Annotated in this window: 18 protein-coding genes; 4 read left to right on the top strand and 14 right to left on the bottom strand. The window is 63.2% G+C overall.

The genetic code is table 11. The features are described 5' to 3' along the window. Positions 1-40 precede the first annotated feature (40 nt). From AC1DZP_RS10045 to AC1DZP_RS10035, 3 genes are read right to left on the bottom strand one after another with little or no spacing between them, the layout of a single operon-like run. Entirely contained in the window at positions 41-1,195 is a 1,155-nt protein-coding gene (locus tag AC1DZP_RS10045) for an ABC transporter permease (RefSeq protein ID WP_477301963.1), read from the bottom strand. Continuing rightward, positions 1,192-2,070, bottom strand: coding sequence for an ABC transporter permease (locus AC1DZP_RS10040; RefSeq protein WP_477301961.1), 879 nt, complete (start codon positions 2,068-2,070; stop codon positions 1,192-1,194). Before AC1DZP_RS10040 ends, AC1DZP_RS10045 begins: the two co-directional genes overlap by 4 nt. A gap of 13 nt (positions 2,071-2,083) precedes the next feature. Then, positions 2,084-2,875, bottom strand: coding sequence for an ABC transporter ATP-binding protein (locus AC1DZP_RS10035; RefSeq protein WP_477301959.1), 792 nt, complete (start codon positions 2,873-2,875; stop codon positions 2,084-2,086). Positions 2,876-3,021: 146 nt separating this feature from the next. Between AC1DZP_RS10035 and AC1DZP_RS10030 the strand changes: the two genes are divergently transcribed. Next, complete coding sequence (locus AC1DZP_RS10030; protein ID WP_477226957.1) at positions 3,022-3,420, top strand: cupin domain-containing protein; 399 nt, start codon at positions 3,022-3,024, stop codon at positions 3,418-3,420. A gap of 20 nt (positions 3,421-3,440) precedes the next feature. On the opposite strand, the gene AC1DZP_RS10025 is transcribed toward AC1DZP_RS10030, so the two are convergent. The 5 genes from AC1DZP_RS10025 to aptA all read right to left on the bottom strand — a co-directional run bounded on the left by AC1DZP_RS10025 (position 3,441) and on the right by aptA (position 8,372). Next, positions 3,441-3,818 carry a hypothetical protein gene (locus AC1DZP_RS10025; RefSeq protein WP_477301957.1) on the bottom strand — a complete coding sequence of 126 codons (378 nt, stop codon included), beginning with the start codon at positions 3,816-3,818 and terminating at the stop codon, positions 3,441-3,443. Positions 3,819-3,832: 14 nt separating this feature from the next. Further along, positions 3,833-4,204, bottom strand: a complete 372-nt coding sequence (locus AC1DZP_RS10020; protein ID WP_477301955.1) for a hypothetical protein — start codon at positions 4,202-4,204, stop codon at positions 3,833-3,835. A gap of 2 nt (positions 4,205-4,206) precedes the next feature. Next, entirely contained in the window at positions 4,207-5,658 is a 1,452-nt protein-coding gene (hydA, locus tag AC1DZP_RS10015; protein WP_477226954.1) for a dihydropyrimidinase, read from the bottom strand. A 64-nt stretch (positions 5,659-5,722) separates the two neighbouring features. Beyond that, positions 5,723-6,973 carry a Zn-dependent hydrolase gene (locus tag AC1DZP_RS10010; protein ID WP_477302221.1) on the bottom strand — a complete coding sequence of 417 codons (1,251 nt, stop codon included), beginning with the start codon at positions 6,971-6,973 and terminating at the stop codon, positions 5,723-5,725. Positions 6,974-7,043: 70 nt separating this feature from the next. Further along, the gene (aptA, locus tag AC1DZP_RS10005; protein ID WP_477301953.1) at positions 7,044-8,372 is read right to left on the bottom strand and encodes an omega-aminotransferase AptA; all 1,329 of its coding nucleotides are present in this window, start codon (positions 8,370-8,372) and stop codon (positions 7,044-7,046) included. Between the two features lie 242 nt (positions 8,373-8,614). Between aptA and AC1DZP_RS10000 the strand changes: the two genes are divergently transcribed. Beyond that, complete coding sequence (locus AC1DZP_RS10000) at positions 8,615-9,250, top strand: TetR family transcriptional regulator C-terminal domain-containing protein (RefSeq protein ID WP_095088913.1); 636 nt, start codon at positions 8,615-8,617, stop codon at positions 9,248-9,250. Positions 9,251-9,263: 13 nt separating this feature from the next. Here AC1DZP_RS10000 and AC1DZP_RS09995 read toward each other — a convergent pair whose 3' ends face one another. Further along, a complete protein-coding gene (locus AC1DZP_RS09995; RefSeq protein WP_477301951.1) occupies positions 9,264-10,151 on the bottom strand; it encodes a helix-turn-helix transcriptional regulator in 888 nt (295 codons plus the stop codon). Between the two features lie 103 nt (positions 10,152-10,254). Here AC1DZP_RS09995 and AC1DZP_RS09990 point away from each other — a divergent pair, with 103 nt between their 5' ends. Next, on the top strand, positions 10,255-11,100 hold the full coding sequence (locus AC1DZP_RS09990; RefSeq protein WP_477301949.1) for an SDR family NAD(P)-dependent oxidoreductase: 846 nt from the start codon (positions 10,255-10,257) through the stop codon (positions 11,098-11,100). Next, positions 11,097-11,819 (top strand): SDR family oxidoreductase, encoded by a 723-nt coding sequence (locus AC1DZP_RS09985; protein ID WP_477301947.1) that lies wholly within the window; start codon positions 11,097-11,099, stop codon positions 11,817-11,819. The genes AC1DZP_RS09990 and AC1DZP_RS09985 overlap by 4 nt, the downstream gene beginning before the upstream one ends. Before the next feature lie 41 nt (positions 11,820-11,860). Here the strand turns inward: AC1DZP_RS09985 and otsB are convergent, their stop codons facing one another. From otsB to AC1DZP_RS09960, 5 genes are all read right to left on the bottom strand, one after another. Continuing rightward, positions 11,861-12,601 carry a trehalose-phosphatase gene (gene otsB / locus AC1DZP_RS09980; RefSeq protein WP_477301945.1) on the bottom strand — a complete coding sequence of 247 codons (741 nt, stop codon included), beginning with the start codon at positions 12,599-12,601 and terminating at the stop codon, positions 11,861-11,863. Next, positions 12,598-14,379 (bottom strand): alpha,alpha-trehalose-phosphate synthase (UDP-forming), encoded by a 1,782-nt coding sequence (locus AC1DZP_RS09975; protein ID WP_477301943.1) that lies wholly within the window; start codon positions 14,377-14,379, stop codon positions 12,598-12,600. Before AC1DZP_RS09975 ends, otsB begins: the two co-directional genes overlap by 4 nt. A gap of 147 nt (positions 14,380-14,526) precedes the next feature. Next, a complete protein-coding gene (locus AC1DZP_RS09970) occupies positions 14,527-16,689 on the bottom strand; it encodes an amylo-alpha-1,6-glucosidase (RefSeq protein WP_477301941.1) in 2,163 nt (720 codons plus the stop codon). 50 nt (positions 16,690-16,739) lie between these two features. Beyond that, on the bottom strand, positions 16,740-17,801 hold the full coding sequence (locus AC1DZP_RS09965; RefSeq protein ID WP_477301939.1) for a glycosyltransferase family 4 protein: 1,062 nt from the start codon (positions 17,799-17,801) through the stop codon (positions 16,740-16,742). Between the two features lie 135 nt (positions 17,802-17,936). Further along, positions 17,937-18,839: an N-acetyltransferase family protein gene (locus AC1DZP_RS09960; protein WP_477301938.1), complete on the bottom strand. Its 903-nt coding sequence runs from the start codon at positions 18,837-18,839 to the stop codon at positions 17,937-17,939. Positions 18,840-18,972 lie beyond the last annotated feature (133 nt).

Raw genomic sequence — 18,972 nt, 5'->3', positions numbered from 1 at the left:
CTTTTTACCCTCTGAAGTTAGTACCCTTAAACCCACCGCCCTATCCACCACGGACAGAGGGATGCCAAAACGTGACGGCTCTTTCGACAAGAGCGACCACACCATAAAAGACCGAACCCGCAAGTGCTGCAACTGCGATTTCGGCCCAGACCATGTCGATGTTCATCCGCCCGACCTCGGTCGAGATGCGGAAGCCCATGCCGACGACAGGCGTACCGAAGAACTCGGCGACGATGGCGCCGATCAGCGCCAGCGTCGAGTTGATCTTCAGCGCATTGAAGATGAAGGGCGCTGCTGCCGGCAGCCGGAGTTTCAGCAGCGTCTGCCAGTAGCCCGATGCGTAGGTGCGCATCAGGTCGCGCTCCATATGGCCGGACGCGGCGAGCCCAGCCACCGTGTTCACCAGCATCGGGAAGAAGGTCATGATGATGACGACGGCCGCCTTGGATTGCCAATCGAAGCCGAACCACATGACCATGATTGGGGCGACGCCGATGATCGGCAGCGCCGAGACCATGTTGCCGATCGGCAAGAGCCCGCGGCGCAGGAACGGTACGCGATCGGCGAGGATCGCGGTGATGAAGCCGGCACCGCTGCCCACGACATACCCGAAGATCACCGCCTTGAAGATCGTCTGCCGGACATCGGCGCCGAGCACCGGCAGCGAGTTGGCGATCCGCGCGCCGATGGCGCTTGGCGGCGGCAAAAGGATGAAGGGAATGCCGGCGCCCCGCGTCACGGCTTCCCAGATGATCAGGATCCAGGCGCCGAAAATGGCGGGGATGATCAGGCGCAGCGCGCTCCGGGCCCAGTTCGCCATCGGGCGAAGCTCCGACAGGACGGCGACGCAGCGCCAGCCGAGCAGCCAGGCAGCAGTGAGCAGCAAAAAGTACGGCGCCAGTGCCGTGCCTTCAAAACCGGTTATGCCCGATATCAGCAACCATGCGACGAGGTGGGCGCCGGCAAACAGCACCACCGCCTCTGCAAGGGGCGGAATCCTGGTCATCGAGATCAGCGCCGCCAGCACGGCCAGGCCGAAGATCAAGCCCTTCGTTGTGAGGTAGGGGTAGTTGAAGCTGACTGCCGGGTCGGCAAGCGCTGCCGCTTCGGGCTTCGACATCGCGCCGAGCGCCACAGCGATCAGGCACAGTGCGATGGCGAGCACCGCTTGCCACGAGGGTTTCAGCCAGTTCATGCCGGCCTCCCGCCCATGGCGCGGTCGACGATGCGCCCAGCTATGCCGACCACCATGACAAGTAGTGCGGCCACCACCGAACCTGCGACCAGCGCCGACCAGATGTCGATAGACTGGCTGTAATAGGCGCCGGCCAGTAGCTTGGCACCGATGCCGGCGACCGCACCGGTCGGCAGTTCGCCGACGATGGCACCGACCAGGCTCGCCGCCACGGCCACCTTCATCGATGTGAACAGGAACGGCACCGAGGCCGGCACGCGCAACTTCCAGAAGGTCTGCGACGCGCTGGCATTGTAGGTGTGCATCAGGTCTAGATGCATGATCTCCGGCGAGCGCAGGCCCTTCACCATGCCCACGGTCACCGGGAAGAACGACAGATAGGTCGAGATCATCGCCTTCGGGATGAGCCCGGTGATGCCGACCGCCGCCAGCACGACGATGATCATCGGCGCCACCGCCAGGATGGGAATGGTCTGCGAGGCGATGATCCACGGCATCAGGCTGCGGTCTAGCGTCGCCACATGCACGATGCCGACGGCGATGATAATGCCGAGCCCCGTGCCGAAAGCAAAGCCAAGCAGCGTCGACGACAGTGTCACCCAGGCATTGTAGACGAGGCTGCGGCTCGACGTGACGGGGCGCAGAAAGGTATTCTCGAAGAAATTGACCGCCACCTGATGTGGCGCCGGCAGCGTCGGCTTCGGCTGCGACAGCGTCTTGCCGATGAATTCGCTCAAGGCAGGGGTTTCACCGGCGCGCCGGTCGAGATCGCGCTGGAACGGCGTGTTGAGGATAACGGCGAAAACGTACCAGAGCACGACCACGCCAGCGAGGATCGAGGTCACCGGAACGAGCTTGTCGCGGAAGCTGTCCATCTAGCGCACCGCCTCAATCTTCATAGCTGTGCCCTGCCCGCAGACCATCCCGGACGCGGGCTGCGATCGCCAGGAATTCCGGCGTCTCGCGGATGTGGAGCGGCCGCTCCTTCGGCAGCRTCGATTCGATGACATCAGTAACGCGGCCCGGACGTGGCGACATGACGACGATGCGTGTCGACAGATACACGGCTTCGGGAATGGAGTGGGTGACGAAGCAGATGGTCTTGTTGGTGCGTCCCCACAGTTCCAGCAATTGCTTGTTGAGGTGGTCGCGCACGATCTCGTCCAGCGCGCCGAATGGCTCGTCCATCAACAGAAGGTCGGCGTCGAAGGCCAGGGCCCGGGCGATTGACGCGCGCTGCTGCATGCCGCCAGAAAGCTGCCAGGGATATTTCTTCTCGAAACCTGAGAGGTTGACGAGGTCGAGCGTGCGATTGATGCGCTCCGCCTGCTCCGCCTTGGACAGGCCCATGATCTCCAGCGGCAGCCCCACATTGCGCTCGATGGTGCGCCACGGAAACAGCGCCGCGGCCTGGAAGACATAGCCATAGGCGCGTTTCTCACGCGCCTGTTCGGGCGTCATGCCGTTGACCGAAATCGTCCCCGAGGTTGGCTTCTCCAGATCGGCGATGACGCGCAGCAAGGTGGTCTTGCCGCAGCCCGACGGCCCGATGAAGGAGACGAACTCACCCTTGCCGATGGTCAGGTCGACATTGGACAGCGCCTCCACCGGCCCGTCATTGGTCTGGAACGTCAGTCCGAGTTGGCTTGCCGCGACGACGGCTGGCGAAATCCCCGTCATCGCTTGCTGCCTGCCTGTTCCCGCCACAGCGGCGCCGACCGGAATCCGATTGCTTTTATTGTGATGTTGTTTTCCACTCGCCCCTGTCCCATTGGCCCCAGTCCCACTAATTTTGTCCCGCTCAATCGACGCCCGGAGTTTCCCCGATGTCGCCCACTTGTCATCTTATCCGCCCTGAAACCACTTATGAAGGCAAGCAGGGATTGACCTATTTTGCCGGCATCGCCACGGAAACCGTCGGTTCCTCCGGCATCTGCATGCACATACTGACGATGCCGCCCGGCGCCCGCGCCAAGGCGCACATGCACGAGAACCATGAAACGGCGATCTACGTGCTCTCCGGCGAAGTCCATACCTGGTATGGCGACCGGCTGGAGCACCATATCGTCGTCAAGGCCGGCGACCTCTTCTACATTCCGGCCGGCGTGCCGCATCTGCCGGCCAATCTCAGCGGCGCCCCGTCTTCTGCCGTCATTGCCCGCACCGATCCCAACGAACAGGAAAGCGTCGTCCTGCTGCCGGAACTGGATGCGCTGGTCGCTTGAAGCCGATGGGAACTTGATTGTCATCGGCACCGGGAGACTTCCCCCATGACATTACCGTCCGCATCGGTGATCTCCAGCTTCTTGGCGCTCTTGGGGCTTTGCTTGACGGTGAACTCTGCCGGCGACTGCCCATCCTCGCCTTCGGCCTCGCATTGCGCCTTGATGACCAGAGAACCGTCCGATTTCGCCTGCTTGTCGGTAAAGGTGCAGGCGCTTGCCACGGTGACCAGATCCGTGTCCGTCAGCAGCAGCATGTCCTCGGCATAGACTTCCTGGCCGTTCTTGTTGATGCTGCCGGACTTGTTGCCATAGGGCTCGGACAGATCAATCCCCTTTGCCGAAGCCTGACCGGCAGCCAGCACGAGCGCCATTGCAACAGACAGACCAAAACCGCGCATGCCAACGCCCCAAGTCACGAACATGATTGCAGCGGCCCCATTTCTTCAAGGCCCGGAATGGAGACGAAGAAACCATCCTCCCCCTTGTTGGTGACCACGATTGTTTCGATCGTCGTCCCCGCCTCGCCCTCGGCGGAACAGGTCGAAGTCAGCGATTGGGCGCCCAGCACCGACGTCAATTGCTGCGCGAACCGGCAGCCGCTGCCATAGGTCTCGATGCCCTCGGCGGTCAGCACGATATAGGCATCGCTGTCCTGATAGCCGGCCTTGACGCCGGCGCAGCCGACATCATTGCCCCAGGAGCCGGCCAGCACGCCGCTCGCTGATGCCGGACCAGCGACAACTGCCGCCAGGACCAACGAAATGAGCGCGGCCGAGCGCGCCAAGCTCAAACCCCGGTCGCCGGGATGCCGGTGCGTTCGACCTTGCGCGGCGCGGAAATTTCCTTCCACGTCGACAGCGCCCGGTTGACCGCCGCGTTCGGCTCGCGGGCCACAAACTCGCCGTGCCCCGGCTTGGCCTTGACCTCAGCCTCCTGGATCGACAATTCGCCGCGCGAGAACACGAAGCGCGGCAGGCCGGTCACCTCGAACCCTTCGAAGACATTGTAGTCGATGACAGATTGCTGCTTCTTCGACGAGATCTTCTTCTTGCGTTTCGGATCCCAGACGACGATGTCGGCGTCAGCACCTTCGACGATGGCGCCCTTCTTCGGGTACATGTTGAGGATCTTGGCGATGTTGGTCGAGGTCACGGCGACGAACTCGTTCATCGTCAGCCGGCCGGTGTTGACGCCTGTGGTCCACAGCACCGGCATGCGATCCTCAAGCCCGCCGGTGCCGTTCGGGATTTTGGTGAAATCACCGACGCCGTTGCGTTTCTGCTTGGTTGTGAAGGCGCAATGGTCGGTCGCCACCACCTGCAGCGATCCCGCCTGCAGGCCGGCCCACAGCGAATCCTGGTGCAATTTGTTGCGGAAGGGCGGGCTCATGACGCGGCGCGCCGCATGGTCCCAGTCCTTGTTGAAATACTCGCTCTCGTCGAGCGTCAGGTGCTGGATCAGCGGCTCGCCGAACACTCGCATGCCCTTCTGCCGGGCCCGGCGGATCGCCTCGTGGCTCTGCTCACAGGAGACATGCACGACGTAGAGCGGCACGCCTGCCATGTCGGCGATCATGATGGCGCGGTTGGTCGCCTCGCCTTCCACTTCCGGAGGCCGCGAATAGGCGTGACCCTCGGGGCCATTGTTGCCGGCCGCCAAAAGCTTCTGCGACAGGGCGGCAACCACGTCGCCATTCTCGGCATGAACCAGCGGCAGCGCGCCAAGGTCGGCGCAGCGCTGGAACGACGCATACATCTCGTCGTCGTCGACCATCAGCGCGCCCTTGTAGGCCATGAAATGCTTGAACGACGTGATGCCCTTGTCGACGACGGTGGCCATCTCGTCGAACACCTGCTTGCCCCACCAGGTGATCGCCATGTGGAAGGAATAGTCGCAGGATGCTTTCGAGGTTTTGTTGTCCCACATCTGCAAGGCTTCCAGCAGCGACTGCTGCGGCGCCGGCAGGCAGAAATCGACCACCATTGTGGTGCCGCCGGCAAGCGCCGCGCGTGTGCCGGATTCGAAATCATCGGCCGAATAGGTGCCCATGAACGGCATTTCGAGATGGGTATGCGGATCGATGCCGCCCGGCATGACATAGCAGCCGGTGGCATCGAATTCGTGGTCGCCATGCAGGTCCGAACCGATGGCGACGATCTTGCCGTGCTTGACCAGCACATCGGCCTTCCACGTGCGGTCGGCAGTGACGATGGTGCCGTTCTTGATGACTTTGGTCATTTTCTTGTTCCCTTGTTCTCTTCGCGCTTCTTTGCGAGCGGCGTTTGGAATGCGGATTTGAGGCTCACTCCACGATGACAGCCGTCTCCACCACGGCATGGAACAGCACGTCGGCACCAGCCGACGCCCATTCCTTGGAGATGTCCTCGGCCTCGTTGTGGCTGAGCCCGTCGACGCAAGGGCACATCACCATCGCGGTCGGCGCAACGCGATTGATCCAGCAGGCATCGTGGCCGGCGCCGGAGACGATGTTGCGGTGCGTATAGCCGAGGCGTTCGGCGGCATCGCGGATCGCCTTGACGCAGCCGGCGTCGAAGGTGACCGGGTCGAAAGCGCCGACCTGCTCGATCTTGTACTGGATGTCGAGCGCCTCGCAGATCGTGTCGATGCCTTCGCGGATGCGGCCGTCCATCGCATCCAGCACTTCCTTTTCGGGCGAGCGGATGTCAATGGTGAAGACGGTGCGGCCGGCGATGATGTTGCGCGAGTTGGGAAACACCTCCATATGGCCGACCGCGCCGACGGCGTCGGGCTGGTAGTCCATGGCGATCTCGTGCACCAGTTCGATCACTCGCGCCATGCCGAGCCCGGCATTGCGGCGCTTCGGCATTGGCGTCGAGCCGGTATGCGCCTCCTTGCCGGTCAGCGTCACCTGCAGCCACTTCAGCCCTTGCCCGTGGGTGACGACACCGATGTCGATGCCCTCGTCCTCGAGGATCGGTCCCTGCTCGATATGGAGTTCGAAGAAGGCATGGATCTTGCGGTCGCCGACCTTCTCGGCACCCTTCCAGCCGATGCGTTCAAGCTCCTCGCCGAATTTCTTGCCTTGCTTGTCTGTATGCTCATAGACATCGGCCTGGTCGAGCACACCGGCAAACACGCCGGATGCCATCATTGCCGGGGCAAAGCGCGCGCCTTCCTCATTCGTCCAGTTGGTGACGACGATCGGATGTTTGGTCTTGATGCCGAGATCGTTGAGCGACCGCACCACTTCAAGCCCGCCCAGCACGCCGAGCACGCCGTCATACTTGCCGCCGGTCGGCTGCGTATCGAGATGGCTGCCGACATAGACCGGCGGCAGGCTGGGATCGGCGCCTTCGCGGCGGGCAAACATCGTGCCCATCTCGTCGACGCCCATTTCGAGCCCGGCCGCATCGCACCAGCGCTTGAACAGATGCCGGCCCTCGCCGTCCTCGTCGGTCACGGTCTGGCGATTGTTGCCGCCGGCAATGCCGGGGCCGATCTTCGCCATCTCCATTATCGAATCCCACAAGCGGTCTGAATTGATTCGCAGATTCTCGCCGGGTGCGGCCATGCCAAGTCCTCTCATTTCATGTCCTGGACGGGCGGCGGTTCCCGTCGCCACCCGTCCAGGTATAAGCAGATTAGTCTATCGAGCGTAGAACATCCCGCACGTGGTCGATCAATTCGCTGATCTGGCCCTTAGTGATGATCAGCGGCGGCGACAGCGCGATGATGTCGCCGGTGGTGCGGATCAGAGCGCCGCGCTCGAACGCCTTGACGAAGGCCGAGAAGGCCCGCTTGGTCGGCTGGCCGGCGATCGGCGCCAGCTCGATCGCGCCGATCAGGCCGATGTTCCTGATATCGATGACGTTCGGCTCGCCCTTCAGCGAATGCAGTGCGTCTTCCCAATAGGGCGCCAGCTCCTCGCCACGGGTGAGCAGGCCCTCTTCCTTGTAGGTATCGAGCGTGCCCAGGGCCGCCGCGCAGGCGATCGGATTGCCCGAATATGTGTAGCCGTGGAAGAACTCGATCATGTGCTCGGGGCCGGTCATGAAGGCGTCGTGGATTTCCTTCTTCACGAACACCGCGCCCATCGGGATGACGCCGTTGGAGACGCCCTTGGCGGTGGTCATGATGTCGGGCGTGACGCCGAAATAGTCGGCGGCGAACGGTGTGCCGAGACGGCCGAAGCCGGTGATGACCTCGTCGAAGATCAAAAGGATGCCGTGCTTAGTGCAGATTTCGCGCAGCTTCTGCAGATAGCCCTTGGGCGGCAGGATCACACCGGTGGAACCGGCGACCGGCTCGACAATGACGGCGGCGATGGTCGAGGCGTCATGCAGGGCGACGATACGCTCAAGCTCGTTGGCCAGTTCCGCGCCATGCTCCGGCACGCCTTTGGTGAATGCGTTCTTCTCGGGCAGATGCGTGTGCGCCATGTGGTCGACGCCGCCGAGTAGCGTGCCGAACATCTTGCGATTGGAGACGATGCCGCCGACCGAGATGCCGCCGAAGTTGACGCCGTGATAGCCGCGCTCGCGGCCGATCAGACGGGTGCGCGAGCCCTCGCCCTTGGCGCGGTGATAGGCGATCGCCATCTTGAGCGCCGTTTCGACCGATTCCGAGCCGGAATTGGTGAAGAAGACATGGTCCATGCCCTTGGGCGCGAGGTCGACCAGGCGGTTGGCCAGTTCGAAGACGATCGGATGGCCCATCTGGAAGGCCGGCGCGTAGTCGAGCTCGGCGGCCTGATGCTGGATGGCCTCGGTGATCTTCGGCCGGCAGTGGCCGGCGTTGACGCACCACAGACCCGCGGTGCCGTCCAGCACCTTGCGGCCATCGCTGGTGGTGTAATGCATGTCCTTGGCGGACACCATCATGCGCGGTGCCTGCTTGAACTGCCGGTTTGCCGTGAATGGCATCCAGAATGCACTGAGATCGTTCGGCGTGACTTTCAGCCGGTTGGACATGACCAAGACTTCCCCTTGTAACTTGTTTCGGTGCGCCCAACGCTTGGTCTTCGTTGCGATTTCGTGCTACGCAAATTTTTGACCGATTGGACAAACGTTAGCACCGCCCTGTCGGCGGTCAAGGGATTACTAGCGGAAATGCGGCACATGAAGTGCGTTCCACAGGCCAAGGAAAAACTGGTCCAGAGAATTGGTCCAGATGACCTTGAACGCGAGGTTTGGCAAAGCGGGAGCTGGCAACGGTGACCACCAGCACGGACGCCCCTCGCCGCACCCGCATACAGCAGGAAAAGCGCGAACTCATCCTGGAGGCGGCGCTCGAGGTTTTCTCCACCAACGGCTTTCGCGGCTCGACCATCGACCAGATAGCCGAAGCCGCCGGCATGTCGAAGCCGAACCTGCTATATTATTTCCGCCGCAAGGAGGACATCCACGAGACGCTGATGCAGCGGCTCCTCGACACCTGGCTGGCGCCGCTGCGCGAGCTGGACGACATCGGCGATCCCATGACCGAATTGCGCAACTACATCAGGCGCAAGCTGGAAATGGCGCGCGATTTTCCGCGTGAGAGCCGGCTGTTCGCCAATGAGATCCTGCAAGGGGCGCCGCGCATCATGCCGCTGCTGGCGGGTGAACTGAAAACGCTGGTCGATGAAAAAGCCGCCGTCATCAAGAGCTGGATGCGCGCCGGCAAGATCGCCAGGACCGACCCCTGGCATCTGATCTTCTCGATCTGGGCAACGACGCAGCACTATGCCGATTTCGACGTCCAGGTCCGAGCCGTGCTCGGCCCCGACCGCGGCGGCGATGGCCGTTTCGAGGATGCCGCCCGTTTTCTGGAGCAATTGTTCCTCGACGGGCTGAAGCCGAAAAACTAACTTTCGGCGCTTATCAGGCGCTGCGCCGTTCGGCCGGCAGCGCATCCAGCAATGTCTGCAGCTTTGCGATCGAGTTCTGCTCGGCAAGCGGCGTGTAGACGATCAGCTTCATGTCGGAGCCGTCGCCCACCGACAAGCTCATATGCTCGAACGTCATGCCGCCAGCGCTTGGATGCCTGACATGCTTCACCCCCGACAATCGGTGCGCCACGTCGCGCTGCGGCCACCAGGCGCGAAACTCCGGGCTTGAGCGCGTCATCAACTCGATCAGCCGCTCGAAATCCGGATCGCCGACATATCTGGCGCTTGCAGCCCGGAACGAGGCCAGCACGATGCGCGCCAGTTGCTCCCAGTCGACCAGCAGCCGCCGGTGGTGCGGATTGGTGAAGACCATGTGGACGATGTTGCGGGCATCCCCCTCCAGCAGACCATAGTCGCCGAACACCGCCACCGCCGCCGGATTCCAGGCCAGCACATCCCAGCGCCGACCGACGACATAGGCCGGCTGCAGCACCAGGCTTTGCAGCATGTGCAGCAAGGGGCCGTCGACCTTTTCCGGCGCCACGGCGCGACGCTCCGGCTGCTGGCGGCCGGCGAGGATGAACAGATGCTGTTTTTCGGCGGCATCGAGGCGCAGCGCCTCGGCAAGCGCCGTCAGCACCTCGACCGAGGGCCTGACCTCCCGCCCCTGCTCCAGCCATGTGTACCAGGTCGTGCCGACGCCGGCGATCATCGCTACCTCCTCGCGCCGCAGCCCGGGCGTGCGCCGCCTGAGGCCGGTGGCAATGCCKGTGGCCGCYGGCGTCAGCCTTTCGCGGCGCGAGCGCAGGAAAGCGCCCAACTCGCGCCGGCGGCTGTCTTCGGCGGAGTGCGTGGGAGCAGAGTGAGGTTGGGATTCCATGAGGCTAATATAGCAGTATTGATACCAGGATAAAGTTTGAACTGTTTGACGCGCGCTGGCTGTCCCATCTTCCGTTCAGAGCAACAGAACGGAGGCTCCGAACATGGAACTCAAAGACAAGACAATCCTCGTCACCGGGTCGACCGACGGCGTCGGCCGCGTCGTCGCGCAAAGGCTCGGCGCTGATGGCGCCAGCGTGCTGGTGCATGGCCGCGATGCGACGCGCGGTAAGGCGACCGTCGCCGACATCGAAGCCGCCGGCGGCAAGGCCGAGCTGCTGGTCGCCGACCTCTCCTCGCTGGCCGAGGTGCGCCGTCTCGCCGAAGCCGTGCGCGCCAGGACGGACCGGCTCGACATCCTCATCAACAATGCCGGCATCGGCACCGCAGGCCAAGGTGCCAAAAGGCAGGTCAGCGCCGACGGCTACGAACTGCGCTTTGCCGTCAACTATCTCGCCGGTTTCCTGCTGACATCGGAACTTCTGCCATTGCTCAAGGCGAGCGCGCCGGCGCGCATCGTCAATGTCGCCTCGGCCGGGCAGCAGGCGATCGACTTCGGCGATGTCATGCTGACCCGCAGCTACGACGGCGTGCGCGCCTATTGCCAGAGCAAGCTGGCGCAGGTCCTGTTCACCGTCGACCTTGCGCAGGAGCTGAAAGGGACAGGCGTTACCGTCAACGCGCTGCATCCGGCCAGCTACATGAACACCACCATGGTCCGCCAGGCAGGCGTCACGCCATGGAGTTCGGTCGAAACCGGCGCCGACGCCATCCTCAACCTCGCGACCTCATCGGCGCTGGAAGGACTGAGCGGCCTCTATTTCGACGGCCTGCGGGAATCCCGCGCCGACGCCCAGGCCTACGACGCCAAGGCAAGACAACAGTTGCGAGCCTTGAGCCTCGACCTCGTCGGCCTCGCCTCCCCAACATCGAAGGAACAGCACTCATGACCACGACAATCCAGCACACCGTCGTCATCGACGGCTCGTCCGGCATCGGCCTGGCGACGGCGCGCAAGCTGATTGGCCCCGGCATGAAGGTGACCATCACCGGGCGCAACCAGGATAGGCTCAACGGCGCGTGGAAGAGCCTCGGCGGGGCCGTCGAAAAGGCTGCCTTCGATGCCTCGAAGCCGGACGAAGTCAGCCAGTTCTTCGAACGCCTCGGCCCCTTCGATCACCTGGTCCTGGCGGCCAGCGGCGGCAAGGGCCTTGGCCCCTTCCAAACGCTCGACCTGACCGACATTGGCAGCGGCGTCGACGAGAAAGTCCGCCCGCAACTGTCATGCCTGCAGGCCGCCTTGCCGACGCTGAACAAGAGCGGATCGGCCACCTTCATCTCGGCAGTCTCGGCTCAGCTCGCGACGCCGGGCGTCGCCGGGATCGCCGCCATCAACGGCATGCTTTTGACCGTCGTGCCGATCCTGGCCGTGGAGCTGAGGCCGCTGCGCGTCAATGTCGTGGCGCCTGGCGTCATCGACACGCCCTGGTGGGATTTTCTGGCCGAGGAGCAGCGGCAGGCGCTCTTTGCCGAATATGCCGGCAAGACCCCGGTCGGCCGCATCGGCCGCGCCGACGACGTCGCCGACGCAATTGCCTTTCTCGTCTCCAACGGCTTCATGACCGGTCAGGTGCTGACCTGCGACGGCGGCCTGCGATTTGCGGCTTGATCCATATCGCCCCAAGCCCCGGTTACGCCCCTCGGCTGGATCTAAAGTTGACCCCTCAGCCAGGCGAGCGTTTCGGCAACGCCGTCAAGGCCGTACCGTGCGGCGGTATGGGCGGGTGGTTTGACCCGTATCGATATGCCGCCGGCATCGTTGACGGCTTCGAAGCCGTTTTCGTCTGGCGTGTCGTCGCCCAGGAAGACCGGGCGGCGGCCTGTGAAGGGCGCTATGCCCATGAACCGCCGGATCGCGGCACCCTTGGCTGCCTCGAGCGGCAACAGTTCCACGCCGGCATTGCCGGCAACCACCCGGTAGCCCTCGGGCAGGCTGGCCAGCGCCTGCTCCACAAGCTGCGTCGCGCGCGGAAGCAAATGCGGGGCAGCGCGCGTGTGGATGGCCAGCACCCGGCCCTTGCGTTCGATATAGGCTTGCCCACGACCGAGCTCGGCCTCAATCTCGTCGGCAAGGGCCGCAATATCCGCCGGCTCTCCAGCGACTTCGACTTGGTCATCCGGCAGGAGCCTGTGTTCCAGGCCATAAAGCCCGGCCGCGCGCAGCTTCAAAGGCTGAAAAAGCTCATCCACGGCCGCAACCGTGCGGCCCGTGATAACAGCCAATGCCCCGTTTAACTTGTGATCCAGGCCTTGCAGCAAAGAGCGAAGGTCGGCGCTGACCGAGACGGCGTCCGGGTGTTCGGCATGTTCCAGCAGGGTGCCGTCAATGTCGAGGAACAGCGCCCATTCGCCGGCCAGCACAGTCTGTGGCTTTCGCAAAGTCTCGCTCATGACATTGCCAGCCGTTTGCGCTCGAACATGGAAACGACATTGTCGGCACTCGGAGGCTGTCGGTCGCCAGTGCCGGTTGCCCGATCGACGTCACCGCGCTTGCGCAAGCGTGCCGCATCCAGAAGCATGCTGCCGGCCCAACGATAGACGTTGTTGTCGCGGACCATCTGCCGCATCGGCCGCATGCGCTCGCGCTGCTCATCAGGCGTCATCGTCAGCGCCTGCAGCAGGGCCTCGCTCATCATGGCGGCATCGTAGGGGTTGACGATCAGGGCCTCCAGCAATTCGCGCGAGGCACCGGCGAATGTGCTGAGCATCAAGACGCCCTGTTCGTCGTTGCGCGCCGCAACGAATTCCTTTGCGACCAGGTTCATGCCGTCATGCAGGCTGGTGACCATGCAGATGTCGGCGGCACGATAGATCTCATAGATCTGTTCCTGCGTGTGATGTTCGGCCACCATGATCACCGGCCTGTAGCCGTCGCTGCCATAGCGCTCGTTGAGCTCTTCGGCATAACGGTGGCATTCGTCGTGGAGCTGCCTGTAGGCCGGGAGCGTGCCGCGGCTCGGTGCCGCGATCTGCAGAAAGACCAGCTTTCCGATCCATTCCGGGTATCGCTTGAACAATTCGTCCAGCGCTTGAAAGCGATCCAGGATGCCCTTGGTGTAGTCGAGACGCTCGACGCCGACGCCCAACTTCACATCCGCTTTCAATCCGAACCTGGCGCGCAGGCGGGCACGGCAGTCATCGACATCAGGCAATCTTGCCAGGAGGTCCGCCGGCCACTCTATCGAGATGGGATAGGCGTGCACCAGCGTCGTCTGCCCGCCATAGGAGATGGCCGCATCCGCCCGCTCGATGCGGCTTTCCAGGAAGCGATCGACACTCTCGGTGAAATTGTTGGCATGGAACTGGGTGTGGAAACCGATGATCGAGCTGCCGAGCAGCCCTTCGAGGATGCGCTCACGCCATGGACAAATGCTGTAGACTTCCGAGTTCGGCCACGGGATGTGCCAGAAGGTGATGACGATCGCCTCGGGCAGGCGCTCGCGGATCATCCGCGGCAGCAGCGCGAAGTGATAGTCCTGGACCAGCACGATCGGCCGCTCGTTGCGTGCTTCGGCCACCACCGTATCGGCGAACTTCCGGTTGACGGCTTCATAGGCCTCCCAGTCCGAGGCGCGAAAGATCGGCCGGGTGAAGGCGATATGGCAAAGCGGCCACAGGCCCTCATTGGCAAAGCCGAGATAGTAGCCCTGATGCTCCTCCTCCGTCAGCCAGACCCGGCGCAGCGTGTAGGACGGATTGCCGGGCGGCACCTGGACCCGGTCGTCCTCGTCGACCATGAGACGGTCTGCGGTGCCGCCGCCATAGGCTATCCAGGTGCCGGCGCAGGCGCGGGTGATCGGCTCCAGCGCCGAAACCAGCCCGCTGGCCGGCACGAGCAGTTCGACGCCATTGCCTCTGACGTTGTGGATGTATGGTTCGCGGTTGGAGACCACGATGACCTGCGCATCGGGCAGATCGTCAGCCAGGATCTTGCGCAATGTCTCGGGCGACCACGTCACCAGGGCGGCATCGGCTGATTGGCCGTTCTTTTCGAACTCCCGTATCACCTTGCGCGCCGCTTCCGCGGCCACGTCCTCGCCGGCTGGATGTGCAACCGTTGGAGGGTGGCTGCGGCGTTGCCGCGATATGGAGAAGAAAACGGCAAGAGCGGAAAGACAAAGGCTCGCGAGGATCAGAACCCAGAGCAGGTCCGCACCATAATCTGTCATTGGAATGCCAACTCACCTCAGGCCGTTCGGCGGCCTTTTTTGTTCGTGTTTCCGACTAGAAACTATCCGCCGGCAACCTGGTCGGCGCCCGGACCTGTATTGTGCAACGCACAAGGCAGCGATCGGTTCCAGCCAATCTGGATCGGATCATGTTCTGACGATGAGCGGCACAAGGCCTTCATGCCGGTCGGCCAGGAAAGCGACGACCCGGTCGCCGACACGCTGGAACGTGAGATCGACCACCCTTTCGCCGACGCCCAGATGTCGCAGCGTGAGTGTGTCGATGCCGATCGGCAGCCTCGGACGGGTGACGCGGATTTCGCCATCCCAGCCATCGATTTCCAGGCCGAGGCAGGCCTGCATCAGCATGAAGGCGGATCCCGCCGACCACGCTTGCGGCAGGCAAGCGACGGGATAGGCGATCGGTGCTTCGCCCGGCGCGCGGGTAAAGCCGCAGAACAGTTCCGGCAACCGCATGTTGAAATGGACAGCGGATTCGAACGTACCGCTCATCAGGCGCACCACGCTGTCGCGCTCGCCATAGCGCGCCAGCCCGGCGCCGCACATGGCGGTGTCATGCGGCCAGATCGAGCCATTGTGGTACGACATCGGGTTGAAGAACACGGCATCGTCGGCAAGCGTCCTCAGCCCCCAGCCGGAATGGAAGGAGGCGGAAAGCAGCTGATCGGCGACCATTTGCGCCCGCGCCGGCTCCGGAAGCCCGACAAGGAGGAGATGGCCCGCATTCGAGGTTCGCACCTTGCAGGGCTCGCCGGCACCGTCGATCGCAAGGGCATAGAAGCCGAGGTCGTCGAGCCAGAAATCGCGTTCCACCGCCGCCCGAATGGCCTCGGCGAGGCTGTCCCAGTGATCGGCTCTCTCGTCCTCGCCACGGCGACGGGCAAGCGCCGCCAGCCCCCGGAAGGCGGCAAAGACATAGCCTTGCACCTCGACCAGCGCGATCGGACCCTTGGGGATACGGCCATCGGCATGAAAGACGGAATCGAAGCTGTCCTTCCAGCCCTGGTTGGCGAGGCCGGACTCGGCAGCCCGCTGGTAGGTCACGAATCCGGTCTCGCGGCCCGCCTCCTCCGTCCATTCGGCCGCCGCGCATAGCGACGGCCACAGGCTGTCGATGAACGCCATGTCGCCAGTACGATCTGCATAGGCACAGGCGAGATGGATGTAGAGCGGCGTCGTATCGACGCCGCCATAGTAGCGACCGAATGGAAGCTCCCGCAGCGCCGCCATCTCGCCCTTGCGGGTCTCGTGCATGATCTTGCCCGGCTGCGAATCGCTGAACGGCGACGTCTCCGTCGCCTGATGCTGGGCCAGGAAGGCCAGCACCCCCCGCGCCAGGCCGGGATTGAGCCACAGCATCTGCAGCGCCGAGATGACGCCGTCACGGCCGAACGCCGTCGAGAACCAGGGGATGCCGGCATAGGGATAGGGTCCGGTCGCAAGCTCGGTGGTCAGCAGCGCGACATCGGCGCGGGCGCGCTCGACCCAGTCGTTGAAGACGCGACCGGAACTGTGCACCGTCGCGCCATGGCGGCGCTTGGCCCGCATGCCAAAGCGGGCCCGGGCGGCTGCGGCGCGGAAACGGTCACGATCGGGCGCATCCGCCACCTCGGAACCGACCTCGACATAGAGCACACTGCTGCTGCGCTTGGTCACCGCAAGCAAGAAATCGGCGCGGTCGGCTGTCAGTTGATCCGGTGCCTGCGAGAACGAAATCGCCGATGCGCGCGCCAGTCCGTCCAAGCCGTCGTAGCGCAGCAGGACGGACGTCGCATCCATCTCGGCCACATGCGTCATGCCGCGCCGCAGCCGTGTCGAGCCGCGCACTTCGAACATGTCACGGAAATCAGCAGCAAAGTGCAGAGAAACGCCGATCGTCGAGGTTTCCCGGCTGTAATTGGAAAGGGTGATGCGTTCGAACAGTCTGTCCTGCCAGAGCAGCCGGACGCGTTCGACATGAATTGCGCCCTGCGGAATGTCGCGACCGCTGGCGCTGAGCATCGGCAGATTGGTCAGGTTGGTGGTGAACAGCACATTGTCCTGGCTGAGCGAGGCGCCAAGCAGCGATGTCTGCCTGCCGCCGACGGTCAGCCGGAACTCGGACAGCACCCGTGTGTCGTCGCGGAAAAAACCGTCGCCGGCGCCGCGTATATCGCCATAGGCATCGGCAACCGCAAAGCAGTCGCCCTGTTTGAGCGCAAACAGCCGGTGCGGCTCACGAGGCGCTGTCGCGTCGAGCGAGGCAAGCGCGACGGCGGGATCGAGCTGGCGCTCATCGAGTTGGGCCATTCGTCACAAATCCCTGTCGTTTCATTCCCATAGATCGAGCGCGTCGCTGCTCACGACGCCTTCGCCTCGCTCGGGACACCGAGCAGGCGCGCATAGGCTGCCAAATAGTCGCCGGCCATTCTTCTGGCGGAAAACCGCTTTTCGAAGACGCCCCTCACCTTTCGCCTGTCGAGCTGCAGCAAGTCCGGCACCGCGGCGACCGCGCCATCCAACGAATCCGCGATAAAGCCGGTGACGCCTTGATCGATGATCTCGGGCAGCGCGCCGCAATTCCAGGCGATCACCGGCGTGCCGCAGGCCATTGCCTCGATGGCGGCAAGGCCGAACGGCTCCGGCCAGTCGATCGGGAACAGCAGGCCGGCCGCGTTGCCGAGAAATTCCGCCTTCTGGTCCTCCTCGATCTCGCCGACATAGTCGATGCGATCGCCGTCGATCAAAGGCTCGACCACTTCGTGGAAATAGGCTCGGTCGTCGTCGCCAATCTTTGCCGCAAGCTTCAGCTTGAGCCCGGAGCGCAAGGCGATCTCGATGGCGCGATCCGGGCGCTTGTCGCGTGAAAACCGACCGAGGAAGGCAAGATAGGGTTCTTGCGCCTTCGTCTCGAACGTCGGTTCGTAAATACCGGTCGGCAGTCCGTGGTGGATCGTTGCCAGCCAGTTGGCCCTGGCAAGGCCTGTCTTCTGGCTGCGCGAAATGGAAATCATCGGGAAGCGCGGGAAACGCTCATAGGCCGGCGCCAGGTCGACATAGTCCAGCCTGCCATGCGGTGTCGTCACCGTCCTCTCCGCCATGTCCTCGAAGAAGGAAAAGTGCAGGAAATGGCTGAGGTGGAAGTGGATGACGTCAAACTCTCGCGCCCGTCTTCGCACCTCGGCAAGCATCGAAAGATGCGCCGCAATCTCGGATTTGAGCGGGCGCAGATCGAGGCGAAGCGCGCATTCCCTGCCGGCGACCAGCTTCGCGGAGGTCTGGCTGTCGCCACTGGCAAACAGGGTCACCTCATGGCCAAGGTCAACCAGCGCTTCGGTCAGGTACGAGACGATGCGTTCGGTGCCACCATAAAGTCTGGGCGGCACCGATTCAAAAAGCGGCGCGACATGGGCAATTTTCATATTTCGTCCCGGGATGCTCGGCATACAGGTGCGAAATGCATCAGCGGCTCGATTGGTTCCGATATAACATCGATGCCGTCGGAGGCGACGAGCGGCTGCGGGTCGAATGCCATGCCACGCAGGCAGTGGCTGCGATCACATGAAACCAGGATTGCGGGGCAAATACTGAGACCAATCGCCAAGATCCCGCGTCGACATCAGAACCATGGGAAGCGTGATGCGCATCCCATGCTCGACGGCGGTGCTCAGAGCTGTTTGCGTCGTGCCAGGCAGAAACGCCGACACCTGCGAAGAGCCAATCTCCGCGGCGAGAGTCAGTGCGGTTCTGAAGGCAGCGTCGAGCTGATCCGGCCGCACGACCGCAAGTGGCCCGATGTGGCCGTTGGTGCCTATGTAGACGTAGCCGACGCAGTCCTCCCCGGCATGGAGAACGACACCCCTCGTCTGCTCGTCGTTGATCAAATACCGATGGTGCTTTTCGCGTGATACGCCCAGGGCCCGATCGTCAATATAGGCAAGGCTATGCAGGTGCGAAGCTGTTTCCCTCAGAGGCACACTGCGGAGCTGCCCGGCCTTCAATCGACCTTTCAGGACATCCTGCGCAACGCTGAGATTGTAGATCGGGAATCGCGGGAACAGTCCGTGCCTGATGTAGAGACCTTGCGATACGGTGTTGAAGCTGAAGGTGATCAAAGCCTTGTTGGTCGCTCCCGACTGCCGCGCATGCTCCAGCGTTCGTTTCAACAGTTGATTGCCGATCCCGCTGCCCTGATGACTGGAAGAAACGAACAGCTGCGCGAGAAACCACAAATCCCCGCAGACCCAACTCCAGGCGAAGCCGAGGATTTCACCGGCGTCTTCCGCCACCCACAAGCCAGCGGCGTCGTCGTTCAAGGAAAACAATTGAAAATTGGTCGGGCGCGGCACGGCTATGGGGCCAAAGCCATGGCGCTCGGTCAAATCGTTGATGCTGGCAACGACAAGCTCGTCAGCTCGTTTCAGATCTTGCGCGCCGGCAGGTCGATACACGACTGACACGGGGCCACTCCTTGACAAGAAGCCGCCGGCGCACGTTAGAGCGTCCGGTGCCGAAGTCAAACAGCACCGCCGTTACCTGCAATCCCCGTCGTCTGTCGATCTTTCTGCGGGAAAACCTGATCGCTTGTTCTTT

This window comes from Mesorhizobium sp. P2_F8, from assembly GCF_056403655.1.
The sequence above is the reverse complement of the archived record's forward strand: the minus strand, read 5'-3'. Positions and strand labels throughout refer to the sequence as shown.

Coding starts and splice junctions, on each gene's coding strand:
- AC1DZP_RS09970 (WP_477301941.1), bottom strand. CDS start 16,689: ATGGCCCAACTCGATGAGCGCCAGCTCGATCCCGCCGTCGCGCTTGCC.
- AC1DZP_RS10045 (WP_477301963.1), bottom strand. CDS start 1,195: ATGAACTGGCTGAAACCCTCGTGGCAAGCGGTGCTCGCCATCGCACTG.
- otsB (WP_477301945.1), bottom strand. CDS start 12,601: ATGAGCGAGACTTTGCGAAAGCCACAGACTGTGCTGGCCGGCGAATGG.
- AC1DZP_RS10025 (WP_477301957.1), bottom strand. CDS start 3,818: ATGCGCGGTTTTGGTCTGTCTGTTGCAATGGCGCTCGTGCTGGCTGCC.
- hydA (WP_477226954.1), bottom strand. CDS start 5,658: ATGACCAAAGTCATCAAGAACGGCACCATCGTCACTGCCGACCGCACG.
- AC1DZP_RS09975 (WP_477301943.1), bottom strand. CDS start 14,379: ATGACAGATTATGGTGCGGACCTGCTCTGGGTTCTGATCCTCGCGAGC.
- AC1DZP_RS10030 (WP_477226957.1), top strand. CDS start 3,022: ATGTCGCCCACTTGTCATCTTATCCGCCCTGAAACCACTTATGAAGGC.
- AC1DZP_RS09965 (WP_477301939.1), bottom strand. CDS start 17,801: ATGAAAATTGCCCATGTCGCGCCGCTTTTTGAATCGGTGCCGCCCAGA.
- AC1DZP_RS09990 (WP_477301949.1), top strand. CDS start 10,255: ATGGAACTCAAAGACAAGACAATCCTCGTCACCGGGTCGACCGACGGC.
- aptA (WP_477301953.1), bottom strand. CDS start 8,372: ATGTCCAACCGGCTGAAAGTCACGCCGAACGATCTCAGTGCATTCTGG.
- AC1DZP_RS10040 (WP_477301961.1), bottom strand. CDS start 2,070: ATGGACAGCTTCCGCGACAAGCTCGTTCCGGTGACCTCGATCCTCGCT.
- AC1DZP_RS09985 (WP_477301947.1), top strand. CDS start 11,097: ATGACCACGACAATCCAGCACACCGTCGTCATCGACGGCTCGTCCGGC.
- AC1DZP_RS10010 (WP_477302221.1), bottom strand. CDS start 6,973: ATGGCCGCACCCGGCGAGAATCTGCGAATCAATTCAGACCGCTTGTGG.